At 66.0% G+C, this 23,049-nt stretch carries 19 protein-coding genes; 6 read left to right on the forward strand and 13 right to left on the reverse strand.

Translation table 11 applies throughout. From position 1 onward, the window contains the following. Positions 1 to 320: 320 nt before the first annotated feature. Both JN280_RS07520 and alr read right to left on the reverse strand, forming a co-directional pair. Complete coding sequence (locus tag JN280_RS07520) at positions 321 to 1,574, reverse strand: D-amino acid dehydrogenase (protein WP_202311152.1); 1,254 nt, start codon at positions 1,572 to 1,574, stop codon at positions 321 to 323. Between the two features lie 24 nt (positions 1,575 to 1,598). Further along, complete coding sequence (alr, locus tag JN280_RS07525; RefSeq protein ID WP_202311153.1) at positions 1,599 to 2,861, reverse strand: alanine racemase; 1,263 nt, start codon at positions 2,859 to 2,861, stop codon at positions 1,599 to 1,601. Positions 2,862 to 3,084: 223 nt separating this feature from the next. Here alr and JN280_RS07530 point away from each other — a divergent pair, with 223 nt between their 5' ends. The 3 genes from JN280_RS07530 to JN280_RS07540 all read left to right on the forward strand — a co-directional run bounded on the left by JN280_RS07530 (position 3,085) and on the right by JN280_RS07540 (position 5,421). Next, positions 3,085 to 3,918, forward strand: coding sequence for a MerR family transcriptional regulator (locus JN280_RS07530; RefSeq protein WP_202311154.1), 834 nt, complete (start codon positions 3,085 to 3,087; stop codon positions 3,916 to 3,918). 93 nt (positions 3,919 to 4,011) lie between these two features. Continuing rightward, positions 4,012 to 4,683 (forward strand): glutathione S-transferase family protein, encoded by a 672-nt coding sequence (locus tag JN280_RS07535; RefSeq protein WP_202311155.1) that lies wholly within the window; start codon positions 4,012 to 4,014, stop codon positions 4,681 to 4,683. Positions 4,684 to 5,034: 351 nt separating this feature from the next. Then, entirely contained in the window at positions 5,035 to 5,421 is a 387-nt protein-coding gene (locus tag JN280_RS07540) for a RidA family protein (RefSeq protein ID WP_202311156.1), read from the forward strand. Positions 5,422 to 5,427: 6 nt separating this feature from the next. Here JN280_RS07540 and JN280_RS07545 read toward each other — a convergent pair whose 3' ends face one another. Then, positions 5,428 to 5,865 carry an Lrp/AsnC family transcriptional regulator gene (locus JN280_RS07545; protein ID WP_202311157.1) on the reverse strand — a complete coding sequence of 146 codons (438 nt, stop codon included), beginning with the start codon at positions 5,863 to 5,865 and terminating at the stop codon, positions 5,428 to 5,430. A 132-nt stretch (positions 5,866 to 5,997) separates the two neighbouring features. Between JN280_RS07545 and JN280_RS07550 the strand changes: the two genes are divergently transcribed. Both JN280_RS07550 and JN280_RS07555 read left to right on the forward strand, forming a co-directional pair. Next, positions 5,998 to 9,051 (forward strand): aminotransferase class III-fold pyridoxal phosphate-dependent enzyme, encoded by a 3,054-nt coding sequence (locus JN280_RS07550; RefSeq protein WP_202311159.1) that lies wholly within the window; start codon positions 5,998 to 6,000, stop codon positions 9,049 to 9,051. A gap of 238 nt (positions 9,052 to 9,289) precedes the next feature. After that, a complete protein-coding gene (locus JN280_RS07555) occupies positions 9,290 to 9,553 on the forward strand; it encodes a DUF1858 domain-containing protein (RefSeq protein WP_446720815.1) in 264 nt (87 codons plus the stop codon). A 12-nt stretch (positions 9,554 to 9,565) separates the two neighbouring features. Here JN280_RS07555 and JN280_RS07560 read toward each other — a convergent pair whose 3' ends face one another. From JN280_RS07560 to JN280_RS07605, 10 genes are all read right to left on the reverse strand, one after another. Beyond that, complete coding sequence (locus tag JN280_RS07560) at positions 9,566 to 10,270, reverse strand: Crp/Fnr family transcriptional regulator (RefSeq protein ID WP_202311161.1); 705 nt, start codon at positions 10,268 to 10,270, stop codon at positions 9,566 to 9,568. 162 nt (positions 10,271 to 10,432) lie between these two features. Continuing rightward, on the reverse strand, positions 10,433 to 11,665 hold the full coding sequence (locus JN280_RS07565) for an NnrS family protein (RefSeq protein ID WP_202311163.1): 1,233 nt from the start codon (positions 11,663 to 11,665) through the stop codon (positions 10,433 to 10,435). A 91-nt stretch (positions 11,666 to 11,756) separates the two neighbouring features. After that, a complete protein-coding gene (locus JN280_RS07570) occupies positions 11,757 to 12,200 on the reverse strand; it encodes a pseudoazurin (protein WP_202311165.1) in 444 nt (147 codons plus the stop codon). A gap of 128 nt (positions 12,201 to 12,328) precedes the next feature. Beyond that, complete coding sequence (locus JN280_RS07575; RefSeq protein ID WP_202311167.1) at positions 12,329 to 13,321, reverse strand: FAD:protein FMN transferase; 993 nt, start codon at positions 13,319 to 13,321, stop codon at positions 12,329 to 12,331. A 277-nt stretch (positions 13,322 to 13,598) separates the two neighbouring features. Continuing rightward, positions 13,599 to 14,117 carry a nitrous oxide reductase accessory protein NosL gene (locus JN280_RS07580; protein WP_202314608.1) on the reverse strand — a complete coding sequence of 173 codons (519 nt, stop codon included), beginning with the start codon at positions 14,115 to 14,117 and terminating at the stop codon, positions 13,599 to 13,601. Positions 14,118 to 14,137: 20 nt separating this feature from the next. Next, positions 14,138 to 14,965, reverse strand: a complete 828-nt coding sequence (locus tag JN280_RS07585) for an ABC transporter permease (protein WP_202311169.1) — start codon at positions 14,963 to 14,965, stop codon at positions 14,138 to 14,140. Beyond that, positions 14,962 to 15,879 (reverse strand): ABC transporter ATP-binding protein, encoded by a 918-nt coding sequence (locus tag JN280_RS07590; protein WP_202311171.1) that lies wholly within the window; start codon positions 15,877 to 15,879, stop codon positions 14,962 to 14,964. The genes JN280_RS07585 and JN280_RS07590 overlap by 4 nt, the downstream gene beginning before the upstream one ends. After that, on the reverse strand, positions 15,876 to 17,261 hold the full coding sequence (locus tag JN280_RS07595; protein WP_202311173.1) for a nitrous oxide reductase family maturation protein NosD: 1,386 nt from the start codon (positions 17,259 to 17,261) through the stop codon (positions 15,876 to 15,878). Before JN280_RS07595 ends, JN280_RS07590 begins: the two co-directional genes overlap by 4 nt. Before the next feature lie 3 nt (positions 17,262 to 17,264). Continuing rightward, complete coding sequence (gene nosZ, locus JN280_RS07600) at positions 17,265 to 19,208, reverse strand: TAT-dependent nitrous-oxide reductase (RefSeq protein ID WP_202311175.1); 1,944 nt, start codon at positions 19,206 to 19,208, stop codon at positions 17,265 to 17,267. A 25-nt stretch (positions 19,209 to 19,233) separates the two neighbouring features. Then, positions 19,234 to 21,651: a NosR/NirI family protein gene (locus tag JN280_RS07605; protein WP_244743078.1), complete on the reverse strand. Its 2,418-nt coding sequence runs from the start codon at positions 21,649 to 21,651 to the stop codon at positions 19,234 to 19,236. 138 nt (positions 21,652 to 21,789) lie between these two features. Here JN280_RS07605 and JN280_RS07610 point away from each other — a divergent pair, with 138 nt between their 5' ends. Beyond that, positions 21,790 to 22,641 (forward strand): ferritin-like domain-containing protein, encoded by an 852-nt coding sequence (locus JN280_RS07610; RefSeq protein WP_202311179.1) that lies wholly within the window; start codon positions 21,790 to 21,792, stop codon positions 22,639 to 22,641. Positions 22,642 to 23,049: the final 408 nt, after the last annotated feature.

A 23,049-nucleotide genomic window follows, 5' to 3' on the forward strand; every position in this document is an offset into this window, starting at 1 on the left:
CACGCGGCACTCCAGGGTGTCGTCCAAATAGCCAAATCGCTTCGACCAGAATTGGCGAGGGGATGGCGGTGCGGCCGCACCCGGGTTGCCCCTCACTGTCCTGCCGGACATCTCTCCCCGCAAGCGGGGAGAGAGAGGCTTGTTCCCCGGATTTGGCCAATCGGAAACCTCAGCCATCGGAGAAGGCGCGGACCCGATCCGCTCTCTCCCCGGCTGCGGAGGTGAGCAGCCGGGACGCTGCGAAGCGGCGGGGACCCGGCCGGGCGTCCGGCAGAACGGTGAGGGCGACACAGGGCGAAGCGGTCATTTTCCAATGCCCGCTAACCGTATCGCGACATGGCCAGGGCGCGGACATCGATATCGGGCGCCTTGCCCGACATGATGTCGGCGATGACGCGGCCCGAGCCGCAGGCCATGGTCCAGCCCAGCGTTCCGTGCCCGGTGTTGAGATAGAGATTGGCGTATCTTGTGCCGCCGATGATCGGCGGGCCATCCGGCGTCATCGGCCGCAAGCCGCACCAGAACGAGGCTTTCGACAGGTCGGCGCCGCGCGGGAAGAGGTCGCCGACGGAATAGGTGAGAGTGTCGCGCCGCGCGTCGTGGAGCCTGAGGTCGTAGCCGGAGACCTCCGCGGTGCCGCCGGCCCGGATGCGGGTGCCGAGCCGGGTGATCGCGACCTTGTAGGTCTCGTCCATGACGGTCGAGACCGGCGCGGCCTCGGCGTCCGATATCGGCGCGGTGATGGAATAGCCCTTCACGGGATAGACGGGGATCGACAGCCCGAGCGGCCGGAGCATGACAGGCGAATAGCTGCCCAGCGCCACCAGGTAGGCGTCGGCGGCGAGCGGTCCCGCGCTGCTCTTCACGCCCGTTATGCGCGCGCCGTCCGCCTCGATCCGCTCGATCGTCGTGTCGTAGAGAAAGGTGACGCCCCGGCCGGCGGCACGGGCCGCCAGACGCTCTGTGAACATGCGGCAGTCGCCGGTCTCGTCTTCGGGCAGGCGCAGGCCGCCGACGAACTTTTCCTTGACGCCGGCGAGCGCCGGCTCCGCGGCGATGCAGCCGGCCGGGTCGAGAAGCTCGAAGGGTACGCCGAACTTCTTCAGCACCTCGATGTCGCCGACCGTGCCGTCGAACTGCGCCTGCGTGCGGAAGAGTTGCAGCGTGCCCTGGCTCCGCTCGTCATAGCTTATGCAAGTGGCGGCGCGCAGCTCGCGCAGCCGGTCGCGGCTGTATTCGGCGATCGGCACCATGCGCGCCTTGTTGACGGCGTAGCGGGCGGCCGTGCAATTCCCCAGCATCTTGAGCAGCCAGATCCACATATGGGGATCCCCGCGCGGCCTCACGACGAGCGGCCCGTGCCGCATCAACAGCCATTTGATCGCCTTCACCGGGATGCCCGGCCCGGCCCATGGCGAGGAGTAACCCGGCGATACCTCGCCGGCATTGGCAAAGCTCGTCTCAAGTCCAGCTCCCTTCTGCCGGTCGACGACGGTCACCTCATGGCCCGCCTCGGCCAGGTAATGTGCGCTGGTCGTTCCGATTACGCCGCTGCCGAGAACCAGGATCTTCATGGGTCGTCCCCCGGATGCGTGGTGTCAGTCGTCCAGATAGCGGCGGTGGAAGCGGTGGCCGAGGCCGGTCAGGATCTCGTAGCCGATGGTTCCGGCGAGCCGAGCCGCATCGTCGACCGCCTGGTGCTCGCCGATCAGTTCGACCAGGTCGCCGGCAGCGAGTGCGCCTGATGGCAAGGCCGAGATGTCGAGGATGATGCTGTCCATCGAGACGCGGCCGGCGAAGGGCAGGCGGACGCCTTTGTAAAACGCGCCGGCCGCCGCGTGGCGGGGCCAGCCGTCGGCATAGCCGAGCGAGATCGTGGCCGCGCGCATTGGGCCCTCGGTCCTGTGGATATGGCCGTAGCCGACGCCGGTTCCACCGGGCAGTTCCCGCGTCTGGATCACCCTGGCCGCGAGCCGGACTACCGGTCGCATCGGGTTCGGCTTGCCCGGGGTCGGATTGATGCCGTAAAGCGCGGCGCCCGGCCGGGCAAGATCGAAATGATAGGCCGTCCCGAGGAAGATCGCCGAGGAATTGGCGAGCGACCAGGGTGCGGTGGGAAACATCGCCGCCAGCCGCTCGAAAGTGAGCCTCTGCGCCTCGTTGGCCGGGCTGGCCGGCTCGTCGGCGCAGGCGAGATGGCTCATCACCAGTCTGAGCTCGATGCCATCAAGCGTGCCGGGATCGCTGGACGCGACGTTAACCTCGCGGGGCGACATGCCCAGCCTGGCCATGCCGCTGTCGATCTGCAGCGCCGCGGGCAGCTTTGTCCCACGTCGCGCCGCCAGACGACGCCAGGCGGTGAGCTGTTCCAGGCTGTTGACGACCGGCGCGAGATTACGGGCGGCGCAATCGGGCTCGGCGCCGGGCGGTAGTCCGTTGAGGACGTAGATGTCGGGCCCGGCACCGAGGAACCCGCGTAGAACGAGGCCTTCCTCGACATGCGCGACGAAGAAGGTCCGGCAGCCTTCCCGCGCAAGCGCGGGGGCGACTTCGGCCGCGCCGAGCCCGTAGGCGTCGGCTTTGACGACACCGGCGCATCGCGTCGCGCCGCCCACCCTGGCTGCGAGCCGACGATAGTTTTCCCTGATCGCGCCGAGGTCGATGGTGAGGATCGCTCCGGCATTGGCCGCGCCTGTCCGCGTCGCGGGCGTGCCGCCCGCGCCCGTTCCGGAGCTCTCGGTGCTTTCGGTCGCAGCGTCGGAAAACGTCTTCAGCTCAGCCGTCCCTCGATTGGCCCATTGGTAGCCCCGTGCGTCGACGCGCGCAATGGCGAGGGACGACCTAGACCCCCTCGCGTCCATCGGGACGCGCAGCGGCGAAAATCCGACGCCTGCTACCCGACCTGGAATGCCCGCTCCGACCCGTTGCCGTCATTGGCGTCGACCATGACAAATGGCTCGGTCGAGGCCATTGCCGTCTTGCGACATGCCATGAATGACATCCTGCATTTGGCAAGCGCTTGACTTTGACCCCGCGTCAAGCCCGCATGAAACAATCCGAAGCAAGATTTGCGAGGATGTTGCCATGTTCAGGATCGGCGAATTTGCCCAGATCGCGCAGGTGTCCACCCGCCAGTTGCGGTTCTACGACCAGTTGGAGTTGCTGCGCCCCGAACACACCGACCAGCAAAGCGGCTACCGCTATTATGCGATCCGCCAGTTGCCGCGGCTCAACGCAATCCTTGCGCTGAAGGATCTTGGCTTGACGCTCGAACAGATCGGCTCGCTGCTCGAGGAGGCCGTTTCGCCCGAAGCGCTACGCGGGATGCTGCTGCTCAAGAAGACGGAAACCGAACAGGCGATCCAGGTTGAGAAACAAAGGCTGCGGCATATCGAGAGCCGCATCGCCCAGATCGACCGGCAAGGCGGCTCGGCCGGCTACGATGTCGTAGCCAAATCGCTGCCGTCCCAGCCGATCCTCGCCACGCATCATAGCGTCGCCGGTTTCGAGGAGGCCGGCCCGCTGGTGGCCGCGGTGGCGGCGGCGGGCCAGGCCGGGCTGCGCCCCTCCAGCCGGGGCAATCTGGTAGTACTGGCGCGCAACGACCCGGATTCCGACCGGCTGGATCTCACCATAGGCTACCTGCTGCCACGTGCCCGCGAGCGCGGACTGACCGTCGACGGGTTCACCTTCTCGCCTCAGAACCTGCCGGCGATCAAGACCGCGGCGACCGTGGTGCGCCAGGGCACGAACCCGGAAAGCCATGCCGCATTCGGCGCCATCGGTACCTGGATCGAAGCCAATGGCTATTCGATTACCGGCCCAAGCCGCGAAATCTTCCTGGAACCGGTGCTCGAACCGCCGGGCTTCGAAAAGGCGCTGGTAGAAATCCAGTTCCCGGTCGCCGCCACCGCCTGAACCCGCAATCCGCTTTTTGCCGAACACCCGCGTCTGCCGCCGGGACGCGCGCGGGCGGCCATGTACATCTTCCCGACACGAAAGGACCAAGCCATGAAACTCTACGGCGTTCCACTTTCCGTACATACCCGCAAGGTCCAATTGGCCCTGCGCGCCAAGGGAATCGACCACGACCTCAATGTGGTCATTCCGATCATGCCGGACACCCTGCCCGAAAACTGGGCCCGGCTCAGCCCGACCGGTCTCATCCCCGTGATCGAGGACGGCGATTTCACCCTGCCCGACAGCGGCGCGATCATTCAGTATCTGGATGCGAAATACTCCGAGACGCCCGTTACCCCGGCCGACCCTCGATTGCGCGGCCGCGCCATATGGTTCGAGGCCTATATGGGCGCCTTCTTCCGCGATGTGATGCACCCGCTCTTTCACCAGCGCGTGGTTGCGCCCATGCGGGGCGGAACACCGGACACTGCCGTGACGGACAACGCGCTGTCCAACGTCGCGCCCCGCTACTTCCAGTATCTGGAAGGCGAGATCAGCGGCAGGTGGCTGGTCGGGGAAACAGCAACCATCGCCGACATTTCCGTCGGCGCGAACCTGGTGCTGTTTCACTATCTGGGCGAATCCATATCCGCCGGTCGTTATCCGGCACTGTCGGGCTATTTCAGGCAGCTCCTGACAACCCCTGCATTTGTCGAGCAGTTGGAGGCCGAGGCCCCCTTCACCGAGCGGATGGGATTTTCCCAGGCCGGTCTTGCCGCGTAAGGCCATCAGGGCCGGGCGTTCGCGCCCGGCCGACTTTCGCAATCCCAACGGGCGATAGACCGCGTAGCGGTGAGAGTGGTGAAGCCACCGAAATCGCGCCCATTGCTCAACACCGATGTCAGGAACGTCCGCATCGCAGCTACTCGGCCTGATCGCAGCGGGCGACGGCCCTCCACCCTGGAGCGGGCCTACGCCTTCAGTGCAAGACGTCAGAGTTGGACCGCCAAGCAGGCTTGCGTGGCTCGCCCACGCTTCACCTGCTCAGTCTTCTCTTGTCGGAACCCCGTGGGATACTTTGCCGAAACCTGCCGGCCGCGGCCTGCCAGGAACGATCATTCACAGGAGACAGGAATGCTGAGACATCTGACCCCCGCCGGGCTGCGCGCCCCATTCGCCCGCTACAGCCATGGCGTCGCTGTCGCCGCCGGCAGCCGCCTGCTGTTCTGCTCGGGGCAGCTCGGCATATCGGCCGACGACGTCGTTCCCGACGATGCCGGCGCCCAGGCCGAGCTTTGCTTCGCCAGCATTGCGCGCATACTGGAGGAGGACGGCATGTCGCTCGCCGACGTCGTGCGCATCAATGCCTTCGTCACCGATCGCGCTTGCATGAAGCCCTATATGGAGGTGCGGGACAGGCTGTTCGCCGAACCGGCGCCCGCCTCGACGCTCATGATCGTGTCGGGCTTCACGCGCCCCGAGTTCAAGGTGGAGGTCGAGGTCATCGCCGCGAAGGCGTGACAACCTTCAGCTCGTCCGGTCGATATCCCGGCGCAGCACGATCAGCGTCGTCAGGTCCTCCACACCCGGATGGCTGGCGATGGCGTCGCGCAGCGTGTTCAGCCGGTCGATCGACGACACCTCGACCTCCACGACGAGGTCGAGCTGGCCGCTCACCGACGAGACCCGCCGGACTTCCGCATGTCGGGCGAGTTGGTCGAGAATGCCGATCGAGGGCGTGCGCACCAGCGTGACCAGCAAGAGGGCGGCGACGAGGCCCTCGTCCATCTGGCCGATATCGGCGCGGTAGCCACGGATAACGCCGCTCTTTTCCAACTGCGCCACGCGCTCGGTGGTCGCGCTGCGCGAAAGCCCGATGCGCGCGGCAAGCGCCTTCAGCGGAATGCGCGCCTCCTTCGACAATATGGCGAGGATGTCGCGGTCCTTGGCGTCCAGTTCCCGCATGAAGGATGCCTTTTCGTTTTCCGATAATATGCCGGTTCTGCCAGCCACAATGCCTGACGAACCGGCATTATGCCGGATGCCCGATTTTACAACCCGTGCCAAGTTTGCGTAAGACAACAAATGCGGACGCCGATGACCGACGTTACCCACCCCGCGCCCTCCTTCTCGACCGACGAGGCCCAGGCCCTGGCCCTGCGGCATTTCGGTCTGGACGGCATGGCGAGCCCGCTCGACAGCGAGCGCGACCAGAATTTCCGCCTGGCCGTCGGCGACGAGGCCTGGATCCTGAAGATCGTGAACGCCAGCGAGCCCGATGTCGAAAGCGCGTTCCAGACGGCCTTGCTCGACCATCTCGCCCGCACCGCGCCCGGCCTCGCCGCGCCGCGTCTGAGGAAGACGCTCGGCGGTGCCGTGCTCGGCGAAGTCGCCGGCCCGTCGGGCGCGCGTCATGCCTTGCGCCTCGTTTCCTGGCTGCCCGGACAACCGCTGGCAGAAACAACACGGGGACCGGCACTTTTCGAGAGCCTCGGCGCCATGCTCGGCCGGCTCGACCGCGCCCTGCAGGGCTTCATCCATCCGGGCGCTCTGCGCAGCTTCGACTGGGACATAAGGCGGGCGGGCGATTCACGCTCTCGCCTCCATTTCATCCGCGACGAAGCCGATCGCGCCCTGCTCGTCCGCTTCCTCGATCGTTTCGACACGACCGTGGCGCCGCGCCTGCCCGGGCTGCGCGCCCAGGTCATCCACAACGATGCCAATGACTGGAATGTGCTGGTCGATCCGGACCGGCCGGACCGTGTGTCCGGGCTGATCGATTTCGGCGATGCGCTGCACGCCCCTCTGATCGCCGAAGTGGCGGTTGCGGCGGCCTATGCCATGCTCGACGTCGAGGATCCGATCGGCGCCGCCGCGCGGCTCGCCGCCGGTTTCCATGCGGAGTATCCGCTGCAGGAGGAAGAACTCGACTTGCTCTTCGACCTCGTCGCCATGCGGCTGGTGATCAGCGTCACCATGTCGGCTGCCCGTGGCGATAGGACCACCGACAACCCCTATCTCGCTGTCAGCGAGGCGCCGGCCTGGCGGCTGCTTCGGCGCCTGGACGCGATGAAGCCCGGTTTCGCCACTGCGATCCTGCGCCATGCCTGCGGCTTCGACGCCGCCCCCGGCGCCAAGGTGATCATCCGCTGGATCGCCGAGAACCGCCGCGGTTTCGCGCCTGTACTCGATAAGCACCCCGCGACGCTCGCCAAGGCGCTCGTGCCCTATGGCGATCCCGACCATCCGATGACGGTGGCGTCCGCCGCCGAGCGGCCTCAGGAAGCCGGCGCGTGGTGGGACGCCTATTGCACCGGGAACGGCATAACGCTGGGCATCGGACCCTGGGGAGAGGCGCGCAGCGTCTATACCAGCGACATCTTCCGCTCGCGTTTCATCGAGGGGACGCGCCGCGACCGCCATCTCGGCCTGGACCTGTTCATGCCTGAAGGCACCCGGGTCTGCACGCCGCTCGAAGCAAAGGTGAAAAGCGTCGAGATCGAGAAAGACCCGCTGGGTTATGGCTGCATGGTGGCGCTCGACCATGCGCCCGAAGGCTGCCCGCCCTTCACCACGCTCTGGGGCCATCTCGCCCATGAGACGATATCCAGGCTGAAGCCGGGCGACCGGCTGGAGGCCGGCGCGTTGGTCGGCGAGATGGGCCCGCCGGCCGAGAATGGCGGCTGGGCGCCGCATCTCCATTTCCAGATCTCGACCGATCCGGGGTTTGCCGCGCGCGACATTCTCGGCGTCGGCGAGGCGCGCTACCTTGACGTCTGGCGGGAGTTGTTCCCCGACGCCGCCGACCTCGCCGGCATCCCGGGTGAGGCCTTCAAGCAGACCGGCAGGACACGCACGGAAATCGTCGAGGCGCGCAGGGCGACGCTCTTGCCCAATCTCTCGATCTCCTATTCCGAGCCGATCAAATTCGTGCGTGGCGAAGGCGTATGGCTGATCGACGAACGCGGCCGTGCCTATCTCGACTGCTTCAACAATGTCTGCCATCTCGGCCATGCCCACCCCGACGTCGCCGAGGCGATCGCCCTCCAGGCGCGCAAGCTCAACACCAACACGCGCTATCTGCACGACGCCATCGTCACCTATGCCGAGCGGCTGACGGCGACCTTGCCTGATGGACTGACCGTCGCCTCCTTCGCCTGCTCCGGCAGCGAGGCGAACAGCCTGGCGCTGCGCATGGCGCGCACCGCGACCGGCCGCGACGAGGCGATCGTTCTCGACTGGGCCTATCACGGCACCACGCAGGAACTGATCGACCTCAGCCCCTATAAATACAAACGCAAGGGCGGCAAGGGACGGAAGCCCAATGTGTTCGAGGCGACAATCCCCGACGCCTATCGCGCGCCGCGGGAATGGCCCGCCGGAGAGATCGCGAAACGCTTCGCCGAAAGCGTGGCCGAAAAGATCGCCGAGATGGCAGCGCAAGGCCGCGCGCCCGGATTCTTCATCGCCGAATCGATCCCCAGCGTCGCTGGCCAGGTGTTCCTGCCGGAGGGTTATCTCCAGGAAGTTTATGCCATGGTGCGCGCCGCCGGCGGCGTGTGCATCGCCGACGAGGTGCAGGTCGGCTTCGGCCGCGTCGGCAGCCACTGGTGGGCTTTCGAGACGCAGGGCGTCGCGCCTGATATCGTCACCATGGGCAAGCCGATCGGCAACGGCCATCCGATGGCGGCGGTGGTGACGACCCGCGAGGTTGCCGACGCTTTCGACAACGGCATGGAATATTTCAACACATTCGGGGGAAACCCTGTCTCCTGCGCTGCCGGCCTCGCCGTGCTCGACGTGATCGAGCGCGATGGCCTGCGCGACAATGCGGCCGAGATCGGCGCCTATCTGGTGACGCGTTTCCGGCAGATGCAGGCGCGTTACGAGGTGATCGGCGACGTGCGCGGCATGGGGCTTTTCCTCGGCATCGAACTGGTGAGCGACCGCGCGGCGAAGACGCCGGCGACGTCGCTGGCGCGCCGCGTCAATGACGGCGCGCGCGCCCGCGGCGTGCTGATCGGCACCGAGGGGCCGCACGACAATGTGCTCAAGATGCGCCCGCCGATGATCTTCAGCCGGGCCGATGCCGATCATCTGGTCGACGTGCTCGACGAGACGTTCAGGGACGTCCTGGCTTCAGGCGGGTAGCCGCACGCAATCCCGGCGCCGGCAGCGGCCTCAGGACCGCAAGCGGCATCGACGCGCGCTGGATCGCCGGTGGGCGGAGGGCCTGACGGGGCCGTTTCGGCACAGCTCCGCCATTCTCGGCCGTGTTGCGCCGAGTTTGCCATTGCGCAACGAAGGTCCACCGCTGAGCGCTTAGATATGTTCGCTACCGTTGGAGCGCCGCGCGTCCTTTCGGACGCGCAACGGACGTTCCGACACTTTGAATCGACGCATCGTTCTTTCCGAAGATCGAAAACGGACCGATGCGGTAGCGGTGGCGGCCATGGACCTTTTCAGTGACGATATGACCGTGGACGAGGTGATGCGCAGATGGCCGTCGACCATCCGTGTCTTCCTTCGCCACGGCATGCTGTGCGTCGGCTGCCCCATCGCCTCGTTCCACACGATCCCGGACGCTGCGCGAGAGCACGGGCTGGATGAAGTCGAACTACGCCGCGAACTGGAAAGTGCGGTTTCTTCCTGAGCGACCGGCTCGTCAAGCCTTGGGCGTGCGGCCTTCCGCGAGCATCAGCAGCCGATGCGGCTCGACCACTGTCACCTTCTGCCGGCCGCTCTTGACCAGTCCCTTTTCCTCCCATGCGGCGAGAAGGCGGCTCACCGTGTGCAGCGTCGTCCCCGTCATCTCCGCTATGTCCTGCCGGCTGATCGGGAAGTCGATCAGGAGGCCGTCGTCGGTCTGTTTCCCGGTCTGCTTCACCAGCTTGAGCAATGCGTGCGCCACGCGCTGGTCCACCTGTTCGGTCGACATCTGGACAACGCGGGCATGAGCATCCTGCAACCGCTCGCCGACGGTCTTGTACGCATTGGCGATGAAGCTGGGATAGGTGGCGGCGAACTCAGCCCAGAGCTGGCTGGGCCATGCCAGGAGCACGCAGTCGATCGCGGCAATGGCGTTTGCCGGATAGGTGGTCCGGCCGAGGGCATGGGCGATGCCCATCAGTTCGCCGGGGCTTATGTAACGAACGATGACTTCCTGGCCGTCCGGGGTGATCTTGACGACACGGACATGGCCATCCAGCAGCAGGAAGAAGGAATGCGCCTCCTGCTCGTATTCGAACACGGGCTGGCCTTTCGCGACACGCAGCGAACGGGCTTGGCCGACCATACGGTCGAGCTCGGCCGGTCCCAGCCCCTGGAACAACGGCATGCCTGATATCAGCGAGCGGTCGAGACGGCTCATATCGGGAATCCCCAGCTTCCCGAATGTCCGTAACCTCCGACGCGCCCGATTGCAAAGCAAACGATGTCGCGCGCCGAGCTTGCGCGACGGAGATGCCTGATACCAGCAGGCGTGGACCACGCGGTCGGACGCTCCGCCAGTCGGTTTTGTCAACCGGCGATATCAGGCCCGCTTCGTCATCAACCGGGCGAGAACATTCCGGCCTTCCTCTTCCCCGACCCGCAGCCGCGGTCGAAGCAGCATTCCGCCGAAGAGCAGGACATATCCCAGGAAAGCTATCGTCCAGGCCGCGGCGGACAGATGCAGCAGGGCCGTCTGTTCGGGAAGGAAAGCGGCGCATATTCGCAGGACCGCAGCCGCGAGAATCGCGCCGAACACCGCGCATCCGTCCGCGCCGGCGCGCAGTTCCCGGCCAGTGTGGCCAAGCGTGGCGCGCACCATGACGCTCAGCGTCATGCATCCGATCGCCCCGACACCCAGGGCATGAAGTCCGGCGGCGGCCGGCACGGCCTGCGGGAAGATGCTGGCCAGGCCGGTGAGCAAAAGGCCGATCGGAACGAAGGCATAGGACAGATGCAGGACCAGGACGAGCGGATCCCTGACGGTGCGGTCGCCTGCCCATCGCGCCAGCCTTGCCGCGTTGATAAGAGCGGCCGCGACCAGCGCCGTCCCTGTGGCGGGGTGATCGGGGACGACGGTCCAGGCCGTGAGCGCGAGCGCGGACAGGAGGATCGTCGCGGCATCGAAACGCGAGAAGGGAACCGGCAGACGGCCGGGATTGGCGCGCACGAGCCAGTTGCGGGTGAAGCTCGGCGTGATGCGCCCGCCGATGATCATGATCAGCAGGACGATGGCGCCGATGGCGAGGCGACGGCTGATATCCGAGACACCGTTGAAATGGGCCTCGAGATGGAACAGGAGATTGGCGGCGAACAGCACCGAGACCGGCGCCAGGACCTTGAGGTTGCGCCAGTTGCGGCCCGCCGCGATCTCGACGGCCGCCGCGCCGGCAACCGCGATCAGGAAGGCGCCGTCGACGGCCATGGCGGCGGTCCAGCCGATCGTGGCCGAAAAGAATATGGCGAATCGCCCGGCGAGCCAGAGCAGCACGAGCATAACCAGCGGCGCCCCCTGGACCGGCAGGCGCCCCGTCCAGTTGGGGATGGCTGTGAGGAGGAAGCCGGTTATCACCGCGCCGGCATAGCCGAACAGCATTTCGTGGATGTGCCAGTCCACCGGAGCGAACAGGCTCGCCGTGTCGACCGTCCCGTGGAACAGCGGCAGCCAGAACAGAATCGTGACGCCGGCATAAAGCGCGCCCAGGAGGAAGAAGGGGCGGAAGCCGTAGGAAAGGATTGCCGGATAGTTGCCCGGCCTCGTGCGCGGGATTGCCATCTCAGATGCCCTGGATGCAAGGAGGTTGAAACAGCTGGTGATCAGGGCTGCCGGGCGGCATTGCCACCCGGCAGGGTCGAGCCTGGCGCGCTCAACTACCCGCTGGAACCTTGGCAAGCAGATCGCCAAACACGGCCTTCGCCTTGCCGGGCTGCTTGACCTTCCTGGCTTCTTCCAGGTTCACGGGCTTGCCGGCGACGATCAGCGCCACCATGCCCATGCCGTAATGCGGCACGCATTTGACGCCGTAGACGCCTTCCTTGTCGATGGTGATGGTTATGGGTTTGCCGATCTCACCCTTGAAGGGCTGCGCTCCTTCTGGAAGCATGCCTTTGATGCTTGCAGCATCGTGCCCCTTGTCGGTGGGAACGAAGGTCACCGTGTCGCCCGGGGCGGCTTCGATGTATTCCGGCTCGAAGACCATGACGCCACGCTCACCCTTGTTGAGCATCTGGACCTGATGGTCGGCCGCATAGGCGGTGCCGGCCGCCAGCAGGGCGGCTATTGTCGTCGTGGCGATGAATGCGCGTCTCATATTCTTGCCTTTCGTTTTGCAACGGCCGAGCCGTTGCATGGCTTTTACCGCCGGTCCCGCCGGTCGACTTTGAGCCAGCGCAAACTTGTGGTGAATGTCGCCTCGTCGACGCGGGCCTTCGCCCTCGTTCAGAACCTGATGTGGGTCAGCCGCCCGTCATGCGACAAAAGATGTGCCTCGACATCCGCCCTGTCGCGGACAACCGACGTGATGCCGTCCACGTCCATCAGGCTGAAGGCGGTCGACAGCGCGTCGGCAAGCGTCGCCCCGCCGGCGACGACCGTGACACTCGCGTAGCGCTGCGGCGTCGTGCCGCTGCGCGGATCGATGATGTGGCTGAACCTGCCGCCTTCATCGAAGCGAAAGCCGAACGGGCTCGACGTCGCGACGGCGCGGTCTTCCACGTCCAGCACGTCGATGACGGTATCCGGGCGCTCGGGATCGGCGATGCCGACACGCCAGGGTCTGCCGCCCGGCGCGGTGCCGATCGCGCGGCTTTCGCCCATATCAACCATGGAGCGCTCGATGCCTGCGGCCCTCAGCATTTCGACCACGCGATCGGTGACATAGCCCTGCGCGATGCCATTGAGCGTCAGCGCCGACCCGGGAACCGGCAGTTCGATCCGGTCCCGAGACCAGGCCAGCCTGTCGAGGCCGACCAGGCCGAGGCGCTCGCGAACGATCCCGGCGGCCGGTCCGGAAGCGGAAGCGCCCGGTTCGGAGAAGTGGGCTCGATAGGCGTCCCAGAGCGGCTGCACGGTGGGATCGAACGCCCCTTGCGTGAGAGCCCAGACCTCGCGGCATGCCTGCAGTATATCAACGAGTTCCGGTGCCGGCGCGACGGCAAACCGCCGCCGGTTGAGAAGCGTCAGATCGGAATCCTCCCGGTAGAGGCTGAATATCCGCTCCAGCCGTCTGACCTCGGCGACCACCGCATCCACCAGCCTCGACGCCATCCCACGGTCGCGATGGTGGATCACGAGCGAAGCCTTCGCGCCCATGGCCTGACCCTGCCAGGTCACCGCCTGCGGTGCCGCCATGCCGCGAAACGGAAGCAATGCCATGCCGGCGGCGGCCGCGCTGATGCCGATGAAGCGGCGGCGTGAGATGCAGGAGTTCATGGCGATCCTCTCATACTAGTGGCACTGGATGTTGGCACATCCAGTGGGCGTGGATGCTGACGCATCCACGCGGCCTCAATCGCCGGCGCGGCCCCTCCGGGCCGATTAGAGCGCCGCGCGTCTTTTGGACGCGCAAAGGACGCTCTAACACTTTGCGTCGGCGCATCGTGCTTTCCGAAAATCGAGGACGATTTTCGGGCCGATGCGGCGGCTTTCGCGCCAACGGGCGCGGCGCGCGGTCGCGCGCTCCAACAGTCGATCTCATCGACTGTTGGTATCAATTGCCGTCGCCGCCGGCGATCGTGGACACCTCGTCGCCCGCCGCCTGCGGTTCCAATATGTAATCGCGGGGGACCTCGTCGAAGCGGACGACCTCGCCGCCATGGTCCCTCGCGAAATCGGCTGCCTTCCGCTCGTCGGAGAAGGGCACCGCCTCGACGGTTCCCATGCCACCGATGCGGTCGCTGCCGACGACGAAGAAGGCCCGCCTGGCGTCGACCCAGTTGTCCCCTCCCGGGTCCTCCCAACTTGCCGCCCTGGCCATGTCGGAGACGTATATGGCTCTTATGTCCTTGGGTTCTTCCGGCAAGAGGGTGAAGGCGATTGTGTCGCGGACGGAGGAGAACCAGATCGGCTCGTCATATCTGGCGAGGATGATCTGGCCTTTCGGCCCGGGATGCTCGATCACGTTCATGCCGCAATAGCGGCCCATCGCATCCTCGGTCATGGCGAATGGCGCCGGCGCGTTCTCCGTCTCCGGCCCGCATGCGCCGAGCGCAAGCAGCCCGGCCAGCATCGTGATGGCAAATCGTGGGTTCACAGCTCCCTCCTTGAAAAGACGAGCGCCGCCAGCGCCATCGGCCCGGCAATCCACGCCGCGAGCGCAGCAATCAGTGCGCCCGGCCCCAGCGCGGCATGCTCGACCACGCCTGCCATGCCCGATGCGGCGGCGATGTCGGCCGAGCCCGTGAGATTGAGAAGCCGGTAGGCGTCGGTGGGATTGAGCAGAAGCAATGCGTCGAGCACGCCTCCGGCGACGAAGCGCCCCTGGTCGGCGACCAGCGCGCCGAGCAGCGCCATGTCGTAGATGACGACGAAGACGAGCCAGATGCCGATGGCGATGCCGCCGGCGGTCTCGCGGCTGCGCACCCGCGCGCTGACCAGGTAGCCGATGGCCACGAAGACGGCGCCGAGCAGGACGGAGGAAGCCGTCATCACCGCGAAGGCATTCCACCCTCCGCCGTCTGCCCTTCCGGCCGCCAGCAGGGCAAGCGCGGCGAGCCCGTAGCCGACGCAGGTGGCGAAAGCCAAAATGGCGATATGGCCCAGGAACTTGCCGACGAGCACCTGCCGCCGCCCGACCGGATAGCTCAGAAGCAGCGTCATGGTGCCCCGCTCGATCTCGCCGACGATGGCATCGTGGGAGATGAGCAGCGCGATCAGCGGCACTATGAAGATGGTGAGGCTGGCGAGGCTGATCACCACCACGTCGAGGGCGCCGGCCCCCACGGTGCCGGTGGGTGCGCTGCCAAGGAAGGCGAGGGTGAGCGCGAGAACGGCCAGCAGCGCCGTGGCGGCGAGCACCCATCGGTTGCGCAGGGCCTCGCGGATCTCCTTGGACGCCAGCAACAGGATCGTCTTCATGTCGACGCTCTCCCCGCGAGGAAATGGGCATAGAGTTCGTCGAGACCGGGCGGCACCATGTCGAGGTCCTCGAAGGGAGCGTCCTCGCCGGCGGTGCGGCGGAGGAAGGCGGCCTTGTCCTCCGGCGTGGCGTCGATCTCGACGATGTGGCCGTTGATCTGCCGCAGCCGGGGAGAGGACCCCATCCACGCCCTCAGCCGCTCTGCGCCGCCATCCGCCGCCTTCAGGCGGATCCTGGTCGGCAGCCGCGCGATGTGACGCAACTCGTCGAGCGACCCGTCGGCGATCTTGCGCCCCTCATTCAGGATGACGACGCGGCTGGCATTGCCTTCCAGCTCGTTCAACGCGTGGGACGACAGGAGCACGGTTGCTCCCGATGACTGCATCTCGCGCAGGATGCGGTAGAACTGCTGGCGCAGTTCCGGATCGAGCCCCGTCGTCGGCTCGTCCAGCAGCAGCACCGCCGGCGTGCCGATCATGGCCTGGGCGAGCCCCAGCCGCTGGCGCATGCCCTTCGAATAGGTGCCGACGCGCCGGTCCGCTGCATGGGAGAGGCCGAGTTGCTCCAGGAGGGCGTCTTCGGCGCGCCTCTTCCCACCCTTCAGCTGGACGTAGAATCGCAGCACTTCGCGGCCCGTCAGGGCCGGATTGAAGGATACGTTCTCGGGCAGGTAGCCGAGGCGGCGGCGCACGGCGGCGTCGCCGGCGGCCGGATCCTCGCCGAGCACCGAGACGGAGCCGGCGCTGGGTCGCGCCAGGCCGAGCATGAGCTTGATCAGCGTGGTCTTGCCGGCGCCGTTGTGCCCGACGAGGGCGATCACCTCGCCGGGGCCGGCGGAGAAGGAGACGCCGTCCACCGCCTTGACTTGGCCGAAGTGCCGGCTGACCGATTTCAGTTCGACATTGATGCTCATGGCCGCTCCGTTGCCCGCGCGCCGGCGGGCTTCATCAGGGGATGACTGTCGACCACGCCGCCCGGGAAAACCGCCGGGAAGCGCGCCTGCGCCCAGCGGATCACCTGCACCGCCGGGCTGTTCACCAGCACCTTCGCCGCCGGCGCCTCCCACAGCACCTTGTCGATCATGTCGTTGGGCCGGTACGGATTGTCGGCGACGCCGTCGCCGTCGAGGTCGAAGGCGGGATTGTCGCTCCAGTAGTTGCCGCGGCCGCCGCTCGACCAGTCGAGCGATCGCGTGCCGACATATTTGACCTGGTTCCGATTGCGGACGAAGGCGTTGCCGCTCATGGCGTTGCCCTCGGAGCCGGCGGTGAAATGCACGCCGATCTCGCAACCTTCGAAGAGGTTCCCGCTGAAACGGTTCTTGTTGGCGTTGTAGATGAAGACGCATTTTTCCGGCCCGATGCGCATTCCGCGTCCCGCCGGCGCCGGCCGTTCGGCACCGCTCGCGGTCGGCAAGTCGGGGTCCCGGACACGCTGTCCATTGCTGGTCCAGCGGCCTGCCGGCTGCGGGCGGCCGCGCACCACATTGCCGCGGATCTCGGAGCCGTTGGCGTAGTTGAAGAGCAGCCCGTTGTCGCGGTCGCCATCTGACAGGTTGTCGGTCACTTCGAGCCGGCTGGAGTACATGATCGCGTAGCCGACGATGTTGCCGAACGAGCTGTTGTCGGCGATCACGCTGTCGTTGGTGTACATGTAGTGGATGGCGAAGCGCAGGTTGCGGAAGACGTTGCCCCTGAATTCGTTGCGCTTGCTGGAGTTGGCGAATATGCCGTCGCGGCCGAAGCTGATCTCGTTGTCGAGGACCTTCGCGCCGGGCGCGTTCCACACGGAGACGCCGTTTCCGGACCGGCTCGTGCGCCCGTCGCGCAGGCCTTCGATCCGGTTCTTGCGTGCGATCGCGTCGCGCGCGCCATGCAGATAGATGCCGTAGAGATTGCCTGATATCGTGTTGTTCTCGATCAGCACGCCCGATGCCGCCTCTGTCGCGAAGACCCCGGCATCCATGGCATCGAGATCCATGCCCGATCCTTCGATGGCAAGGCCGCGGACGATCGTATCCGAGGCCGCGACGGTGACGACGCTGCCATGACCGCCGCCCTTGAGCACTGCGCCCGGCTCGCCTTCGAGGGTCAGCGGCCTGGCGATCACCACCGGCCCCGGATGCTCGCCGGCCGCCAGCCTCACCACGTCTCCCGGGGCGGCGGCGTCGACCACCGCCTGCAAGGGTTCCGCGCCGGGCGGGACGACGATCTCAGCCGCGCCGGCCAGGCGCAGGGGAACGGCGGCGATGAACGCCGCCATTCCCATCGTGGCTATGTCAAGGGGACGGACCATGCCCTAGACGCCCTGCGGCTCTACGAACATGCGGCCCTTCATCTCCATGTGCATGGCATGGCAGAACCACGAGCAGTAGTACCAGTAGACGCCGGGCTTGCTCGCAGTGAACGTCACCGAAGCCGTGGCCTGGGGCGCGACTTCCATGTTGATGCCGTAGTTGACGATGGCGAAACCATGGGTCAGGTCCTCCACCTCGTCGATGTTGGTGATGTAGACGGTGACTTCGTCGCCCTGCTTGACGCTGAAGCTCTCCAGCCCGAAGGCCGGCGCCGAGGAGGTCATGTAGACACGCACCTTGTTGCCGTCGCGGATGACTTCGCTGTCGATCATCAGGTCGATATTGTCCGCCGCGGCCTGCTTGACGGCATCCTCGAAGAACGGGTCGGCGCGATCCCATACATTGACTGGATTGATCTTCGAGCGGTGGACGAGCGTCGCGTCATGCGGCTCGGCGAAGCTCGGACCGTCATGCATCAGCACCATCTGGTCGCCCGAAATGTCGATCAGCTGATCGTTCTCTGGCTTCAGCGGGCCGACATTGAGGTAGCGGTCCTTGGAGAACTTGTTGAGCGAGATCAGCCACTTGCCGTCCGCATCCTTGGTCTGGCCCATGGAGCTGTGGTTGTGGCCCGGCTGATAGTGGACGTCGAGCTTCTGGCGGATCGGATCGACGGCCTCGCCGGCGAAGGAGCGCTTGGCGTCTTCGATGCTCCATTTGCAGATCTGGCTGTCGATGAAGAGGGTGGTGTAGGCGTTGCCGCGGCCATCGAAGGCCGTGTGCAACGGTCCGAGCCCCAGTTCCGGCTCGGCCACCACAGTGTCGCGCGGCTCGATCTTGTCGTCGAACAGATCGTCGAACCTGGTCACGTCGAACACCGTTACGGTGGGTGACAGCTTGCCGTTGGCCACCACATGGATTCCATCGGGCGCGGTGTTGATGCCGTGCGGGCTGTTCGCCACCGGCACATAGCGCGTGTATGGAGAGCCATGGCGACCGTCGATGACGGGCACGCCGCCCATCTCCTTGACGTCGCCTTTCTTCACCGCCTCCTCGATGCGCTGGAGGTTGAAGATGACGATCCAGTCCTGTTCCTTGGCCATCATCTCGGCGAGGTTGAGGCCCTCCTCGGAATTGTAGCAGGTGGCGAAGGCATATTTGCCCTGGTAGTCGGCATCGACATTGTCGAGATTGCCGTCCACCATGACCTGCCAGGCGACCTTCATCGTCTCGCCGTCCACGGCGGTGAAGATCGAATGATAGCCGGTCTTGTCGTCGAGGATCTTGCCGTCATTGGGGATCGGCACGCGGTCCTCGCCGTTGCAGAACACGTAGCCCGTCCTGGGGTACTTCTGCACGCGCAGGCCGTGGACCGTATGCTGGTTCGGCAACTGGATGATCTTGTCGCACTTCATCACGTCGAGCCGGATGCGGGCGACGCGGGTATTGGCCTTGTCGTTGACGAAGAGATAGCGCCCGTCATAGGTGCCGTCGGTGAACGACGGATGCGGGTGGTGAAGGTCGCCATTGTGGTAGACGCCGCCGAGATCCTTCAGCAATTCCTGCGTTTCGGGAAGCAGCCCTTCGGTCAGCACCTTGCGGCTTTCATTGGTCTGGCCCCAGCCGGTGGCGCTGCACCGGTTGAAGACCGGTATGCGCATCAGCTCGCGCATGGAGGGCGCGCCGACGATGCGGACCTCGCCCGTCTGGCCGCTGGAGAAGAACACGTAGTATTCGTCCAGCTCGCCGGGCTTGACCTCGGCATGCTGCGCGCCGGCAGCACCTTGCGCGGCGGCCGGCGAAACGAGGCCTCCGGTCAACGACAGGCCCGTGCCGACGCCGGCCGCTCCCGCCGCGGCGATCGCCGCCGTCGTTCCCAGCAATTGGCGCCTGCTGAGGATCGCCCTGTGTTCGTGCTCATCGCGTTCCTGATTTTCCTGCGACATGGTCCGTCTCCTTCTGATTGGCCTGTCAGCCTGTTGCTTCGGTGTCTTTGTTCGGGGCCGTGGTCGCTGTCGCAACCGTGGTCGCTGTTGCAACCGTGGTCGCTGTCGCGGCCGTGATCGGCACGCCCTTGTGCGTGATGACCGGCGGGCGTGCGGGTCCCTTGCCCGGGGCACGTGTGGCCGGCGCCTTTGTCACAGGCGAGGACAGCGCCTGGAACTTCTCCCGCTTCAGCCGCACCTGGATCATGTGCGGGCAGCGATGATCGTCGTGATAAAGTTCCTGGCAGTGCATGCAGTAGATGCACTCGTTGACGTTGATCTGCCCTTCGGGATGGATCGCCGCGACGGGGCATTCCTTGGCGCAGCGCTGGCAGGGCGAGCCGCATTCGGGATAGCGCTTGAGCCATTCGAACATGCGGATGCGGCCGGGGATGGCGAGGGCGGCGCCCAGCGGGCACAGATAACGGCAATAGAAGCGCTCGATGAAGAGACCCGCGGCCAGCAGTGTCAGCGCGAAGATCAGGAAAGGCCATTCGCGCGCGAATTTCAGGATGATCGCCGTCTTGAACGGCTCCACCTCCGCATAGGTCTCGGCCAGGGCGACGGAGTAGAACGACAGGCCGAACAGGCCGAGGAAGATGATGTATTTGACCGGCCACACGCGCTCATGCAGGCCGAAGGGCAGCTTGACCTGCGGGACCTTGAGCCATTGCGCCAGATTGTTGGTCAGCTCCTGCAGCGCGCCGAACGGGCAGAGCCAGCCGCAGAACGGGCCCCGGCCCCAGAACAGAAGGCCGGCCGCCACTGCCGCCCACAGGATGAAGATCAGCGGCGCGGAGAGGAAGAACTCCCAGTTGAAGCCCGTGACCAGCGAATTGGTGAAGGTCAGCACGTTGACCACGGAAAGCTGGGCATTCGCGTACCAGCCGAGCCAGACCAGCGTGAACAGCAGGTAGCCCCGCCGCACCCATGCGAACAGGCGCGGCCTGCGCACCAGCCAGTTCTGGAAGAAGAAGATGGCGGTGAGCACGAGCAGCGCAACGACGGTGATGCCGATCTCGACCGTGTTGAGCTTCCAGATCTTCACCCACAACGGTTCCTGGTCCGGCAAGCCCTGCCCGGACGCTTCGCTCGCCGCTTGCGCGCCGGCCGGTTCGGCCTGGGCCGCATTTGGACGGAAGGCGGTTTGCGGTGTCTCGGCCGGGGCCGCCTTCAGGTAGCGCGCCGGCAGCGTGTAGCCGAGATTGAAGGGCAATGTCGCCTTGTCGCGCGCGCCGTAGCTGCGCTGGACGAGCAGCTGCAGATCCCACGGCTCGGAAGGATCGAGTGCAAATTCTTCCGGCACCTGGAACAGCGCGATCTCGCGCAGGCGCGGCGCGCCCTCGGCCGCCAGATCGCCGAGCCGTGTATGGTTGCGGTCGCGGAAGCGGACGCCCTGCCCGTCCTGGAGCAGCTCGATGCGGTCGAAGATGCCGCCGCGAACATAACCCGAGCCCTTGAAGGAGTAGGCGCCGTCTCCGGCGACCAGGATCGCCTGCCGGCCCGGCTTGAGTGATTTCAGCAACCTCTCATAGGCGGCATCGCCCAGCAGGCTGCGGCCGATGGTGGGCACGCTGACCGGCGCGACATAGAGCTCGATGAAGGGATCGTCCGGATTGCCTGTCTCCGGCCGTGCGGCCGCCTTCGCATGGCCTGCGTCGGCAAAGGCCCTGGTCACCTCGCCGACGGTCAGCCGCAGGCTGCGGACCGAACCGTCACCGACCAGCGTGTTCCAGTCGCGGACCTCAGACACGGCCATGTCGACGGTGCGGGCGGCGACTGTGGGGATGGGCGTAGCGGCCGCGTCGGTGCCTCCTAGGCGCCCGCTGCGGATCAGCCGCACGGCCGAGCGCACCACGCTGTCGCCCATCACCAGGACAGTCACCGTCGCGCCGCTGACGATGTCCACCTGCGGAGGCTGCTCCCTGCCGGAGGCCACGCGTCCAAGGTCCTTGCCGATCAGCGAGTTCAGCCCCGCAACGACCTTTTCCTGCGGAATGCCGATGAGAACGATCGGCTCCTTGTGCTCGACCAGCTTGATGCCGCGGATGACGCCCTGCGGATCGATGCCGACAAGGATGTGGATCGGCTTGCCGGAATAGCCGACGGCACTTGTGTAATCGGTGTTGAGATAGGCGTGGCCGACCGTCCTGCCCGCCGACAGCAGCGGCGCCAATGGTGGGCTTCCCGCGATCTCGCCATAGGCTTCCGCACCCTGGATCAGCTCGTCCGGCCTGACATTCGCGAGGAAATCCTGCAGGCTTCCGGCGGCGTGGCCCGGCACCGTCCAGACCGCGAGACATGCAAGCGCCGCAAGAAGGCGCAGGCAGGCGGCAAGCGTTTCCGCAATGATGCGGAAGGCATCACTCGCTCCGGTCCGCCGTATTGAAATGCGCGCGGGCATCTGCACCTTTCTCCAGGCCATTCGAATGCGGCCTGCCGCGCAACATGTCGCCGGTTTCGGCCCGCACTTCTTTGATCGAGCGCAAACAAGTCCGGTGAAGGTGCCTGTACTGTCGCCATGAACCGGAGGAGCGATCCGATGCCGCGTCTGAAATCCGAACCGTCGAGGCCCATCCGTTCGATGGAGGAGCTTCTGGCCGTCGCCATGGCGATGGAGAAGGACTCCGCCGACCGCTATGCCGGCCTTGCCGGACGCATGCGCGCCGCCGGCCGCCCGGAACTGGCCGATGTCTTCGAGCAACTGGTTGCCGAGGAGACCGGCCACATGGATATGGTGGCCGCCTGGTCGAAACAGATCGGCCTTCGGCCCGAGGTCCTCCACGCCGGCCCCGCGCCGGAGGGCGTCTTCGACGACGAAGGCATCGGCCTTGTCTCACCCGAACTGGTGGAGGCCTACCGCTCGCTCGCCATTGCCGTGCGCAACGAGGAGCGCGCCTTCGCCTTCTGGTCCTATGTCGCCGCGCAGAATGCGTCGCCCGAGATCCGGCAGGCCGCGGAACGGATGGCGCGCGAGGAACTGGAACATGCCAAGACGCTCAGGCGCGCGCGGCGAAAGGCCTTCTTCGCAGGCCGCCATGCAGGCGCGACGGTTCGCGAACCCCATGACCTGGCAGAACTGGAGCTCGAGGTCTGCCGGAAACTGGAGCAGTGCGCCGACAAGCACCAAGGAGCAAACGACTACCGCGCTCTCGCCCTCGAGGCACGCAAGCTCTCGCACGATCTCGCATCGGATCCGCTCCAGGATCCCGCGCCCGTCGGCCTGCCGCCGCCCCGCTCATTGGATGCACTCTGCGAATGGCTGGTCGACTACTACATCGAGGCCGGCGAGACGCTGCCTTCGCAGGCCGCCCGGGAGCGGGCGCAGGCCCTCGCGACGATCGCCGTCAGGCGCCTCGCAACCGTCCGTCACCTCGAAGAAGGGCGCGAGTGATCCAAGGCGACGCTGCCGATCGGGCTGATATGGTAAAGATCGCCTTATGTTCATCCGCGTTCTCCGATCGCCAAGAGCCTACTGAGGGGTGGGAAATGCACGAACCTCAGTTTCCGAGGAGGAATGCGACGCTGAGGTCCCCCTCTCCCCGTTCTTCTTACGGGGAGAGGGTAAGGGTGAGGGGCCTTTCTTGCGACCTTTGCGCCGCCCCATCAGTCTGCCGGCATGTTCTCCCTGTAAGAACGGTGTGAAGACCGCCTGCCGACACGCCTCGCATCGTTCTGCGGAGATGCCTTGATCCTGATCAAGGCGCCAACAGCTCCCCGGATTACGCTGCGAACCAGCCGTCCATACCGCAGGCCGGAAAGCAGCGACGAACAGCCGGCGCGTCGGCGCCGATTTGAGGTT

It is taken from the genome of Mesorhizobium sp. L-8-10 (genome assembly GCF_016756635.1).
Lineage (GTDB): Bacteria > Pseudomonadota > Alphaproteobacteria > Rhizobiales > Rhizobiaceae.

Excerpts from the sequence above, each read along its gene's own strand:
- JN280_RS07520 (WP_202311152.1), bottom strand. The coding sequence starts at position 1,574 with ATGAAGATCCTGGTTCTCGGCAGCGGCGTAATCGGAACGACCAGCGCA.
- alr (WP_202311153.1), bottom strand. The coding sequence starts at position 2,861 with ATGGACGCGAGGGGGTCTAGGTCGTCCCTCGCCATTGCGCGCGTCGAC.
- JN280_RS07530 (WP_202311154.1), top strand. The coding sequence starts at position 3,085 with ATGTTCAGGATCGGCGAATTTGCCCAGATCGCGCAGGTGTCCACCCGC.
- JN280_RS07535 (WP_202311155.1), top strand. The coding sequence starts at position 4,012 with ATGAAACTCTACGGCGTTCCACTTTCCGTACATACCCGCAAGGTCCAA.
- JN280_RS07540 (WP_202311156.1), top strand. The coding sequence starts at position 5,035 with ATGCTGAGACATCTGACCCCCGCCGGGCTGCGCGCCCCATTCGCCCGC.
- JN280_RS07545 (WP_202311157.1), bottom strand. The coding sequence starts at position 5,865 with ATGCGGGAACTGGACGCCAAGGACCGCGACATCCTCGCCATATTGTCG.
- JN280_RS07550 (WP_202311159.1), top strand. The coding sequence starts at position 5,998 with ATGACCGACGTTACCCACCCCGCGCCCTCCTTCTCGACCGACGAGGCC.
- JN280_RS07560 (WP_202311161.1), bottom strand. The coding sequence starts at position 10,270 with ATGAGCCGTCTCGACCGCTCGCTGATATCAGGCATGCCGTTGTTCCAG.
- JN280_RS07565 (WP_202311163.1), bottom strand. The coding sequence starts at position 11,665 with ATGGCAATCCCGCGCACGAGGCCGGGCAACTATCCGGCAATCCTTTCC.
- JN280_RS07570 (WP_202311165.1), bottom strand. The coding sequence starts at position 12,200 with ATGAGACGCGCATTCATCGCCACGACGACAATAGCCGCCCTGCTGGCG.
- JN280_RS07575 (WP_202311167.1), bottom strand. The coding sequence starts at position 13,321 with ATGAACTCCTGCATCTCACGCCGCCGCTTCATCGGCATCAGCGCGGCC.
- JN280_RS07580 (WP_202314608.1), bottom strand. The coding sequence starts at position 14,117 with ATGCTGGCCGGGCTGCTTGCGCTCGGCGCATGCGGGCCGGAGACGGAG.
- JN280_RS07585 (WP_202311169.1), bottom strand. The coding sequence starts at position 14,965 with ATGAAGACGATCCTGTTGCTGGCGTCCAAGGAGATCCGCGAGGCCCTG.
- JN280_RS07590 (WP_202311171.1), bottom strand. The coding sequence starts at position 15,879 with ATGAGCATCAATGTCGAACTGAAATCGGTCAGCCGGCACTTCGGCCAA.
- JN280_RS07595 (WP_202311173.1), bottom strand. The coding sequence starts at position 17,261 with ATGGTCCGTCCCCTTGACATAGCCACGATGGGAATGGCGGCGTTCATC.
- nosZ (WP_202311175.1), bottom strand. The coding sequence starts at position 19,208 with ATGTCGCAGGAAAATCAGGAACGCGATGAGCACGAACACAGGGCGATC.
- JN280_RS07605 (WP_244743078.1), bottom strand. The coding sequence starts at position 21,651 with ATGCCCGCGCGCATTTCAATACGGCGGACCGGAGCGAGTGATGCCTTC.
- JN280_RS07610 (WP_202311179.1), top strand. The coding sequence starts at position 21,790 with ATGCCGCGTCTGAAATCCGAACCGTCGAGGCCCATCCGTTCGATGGAG.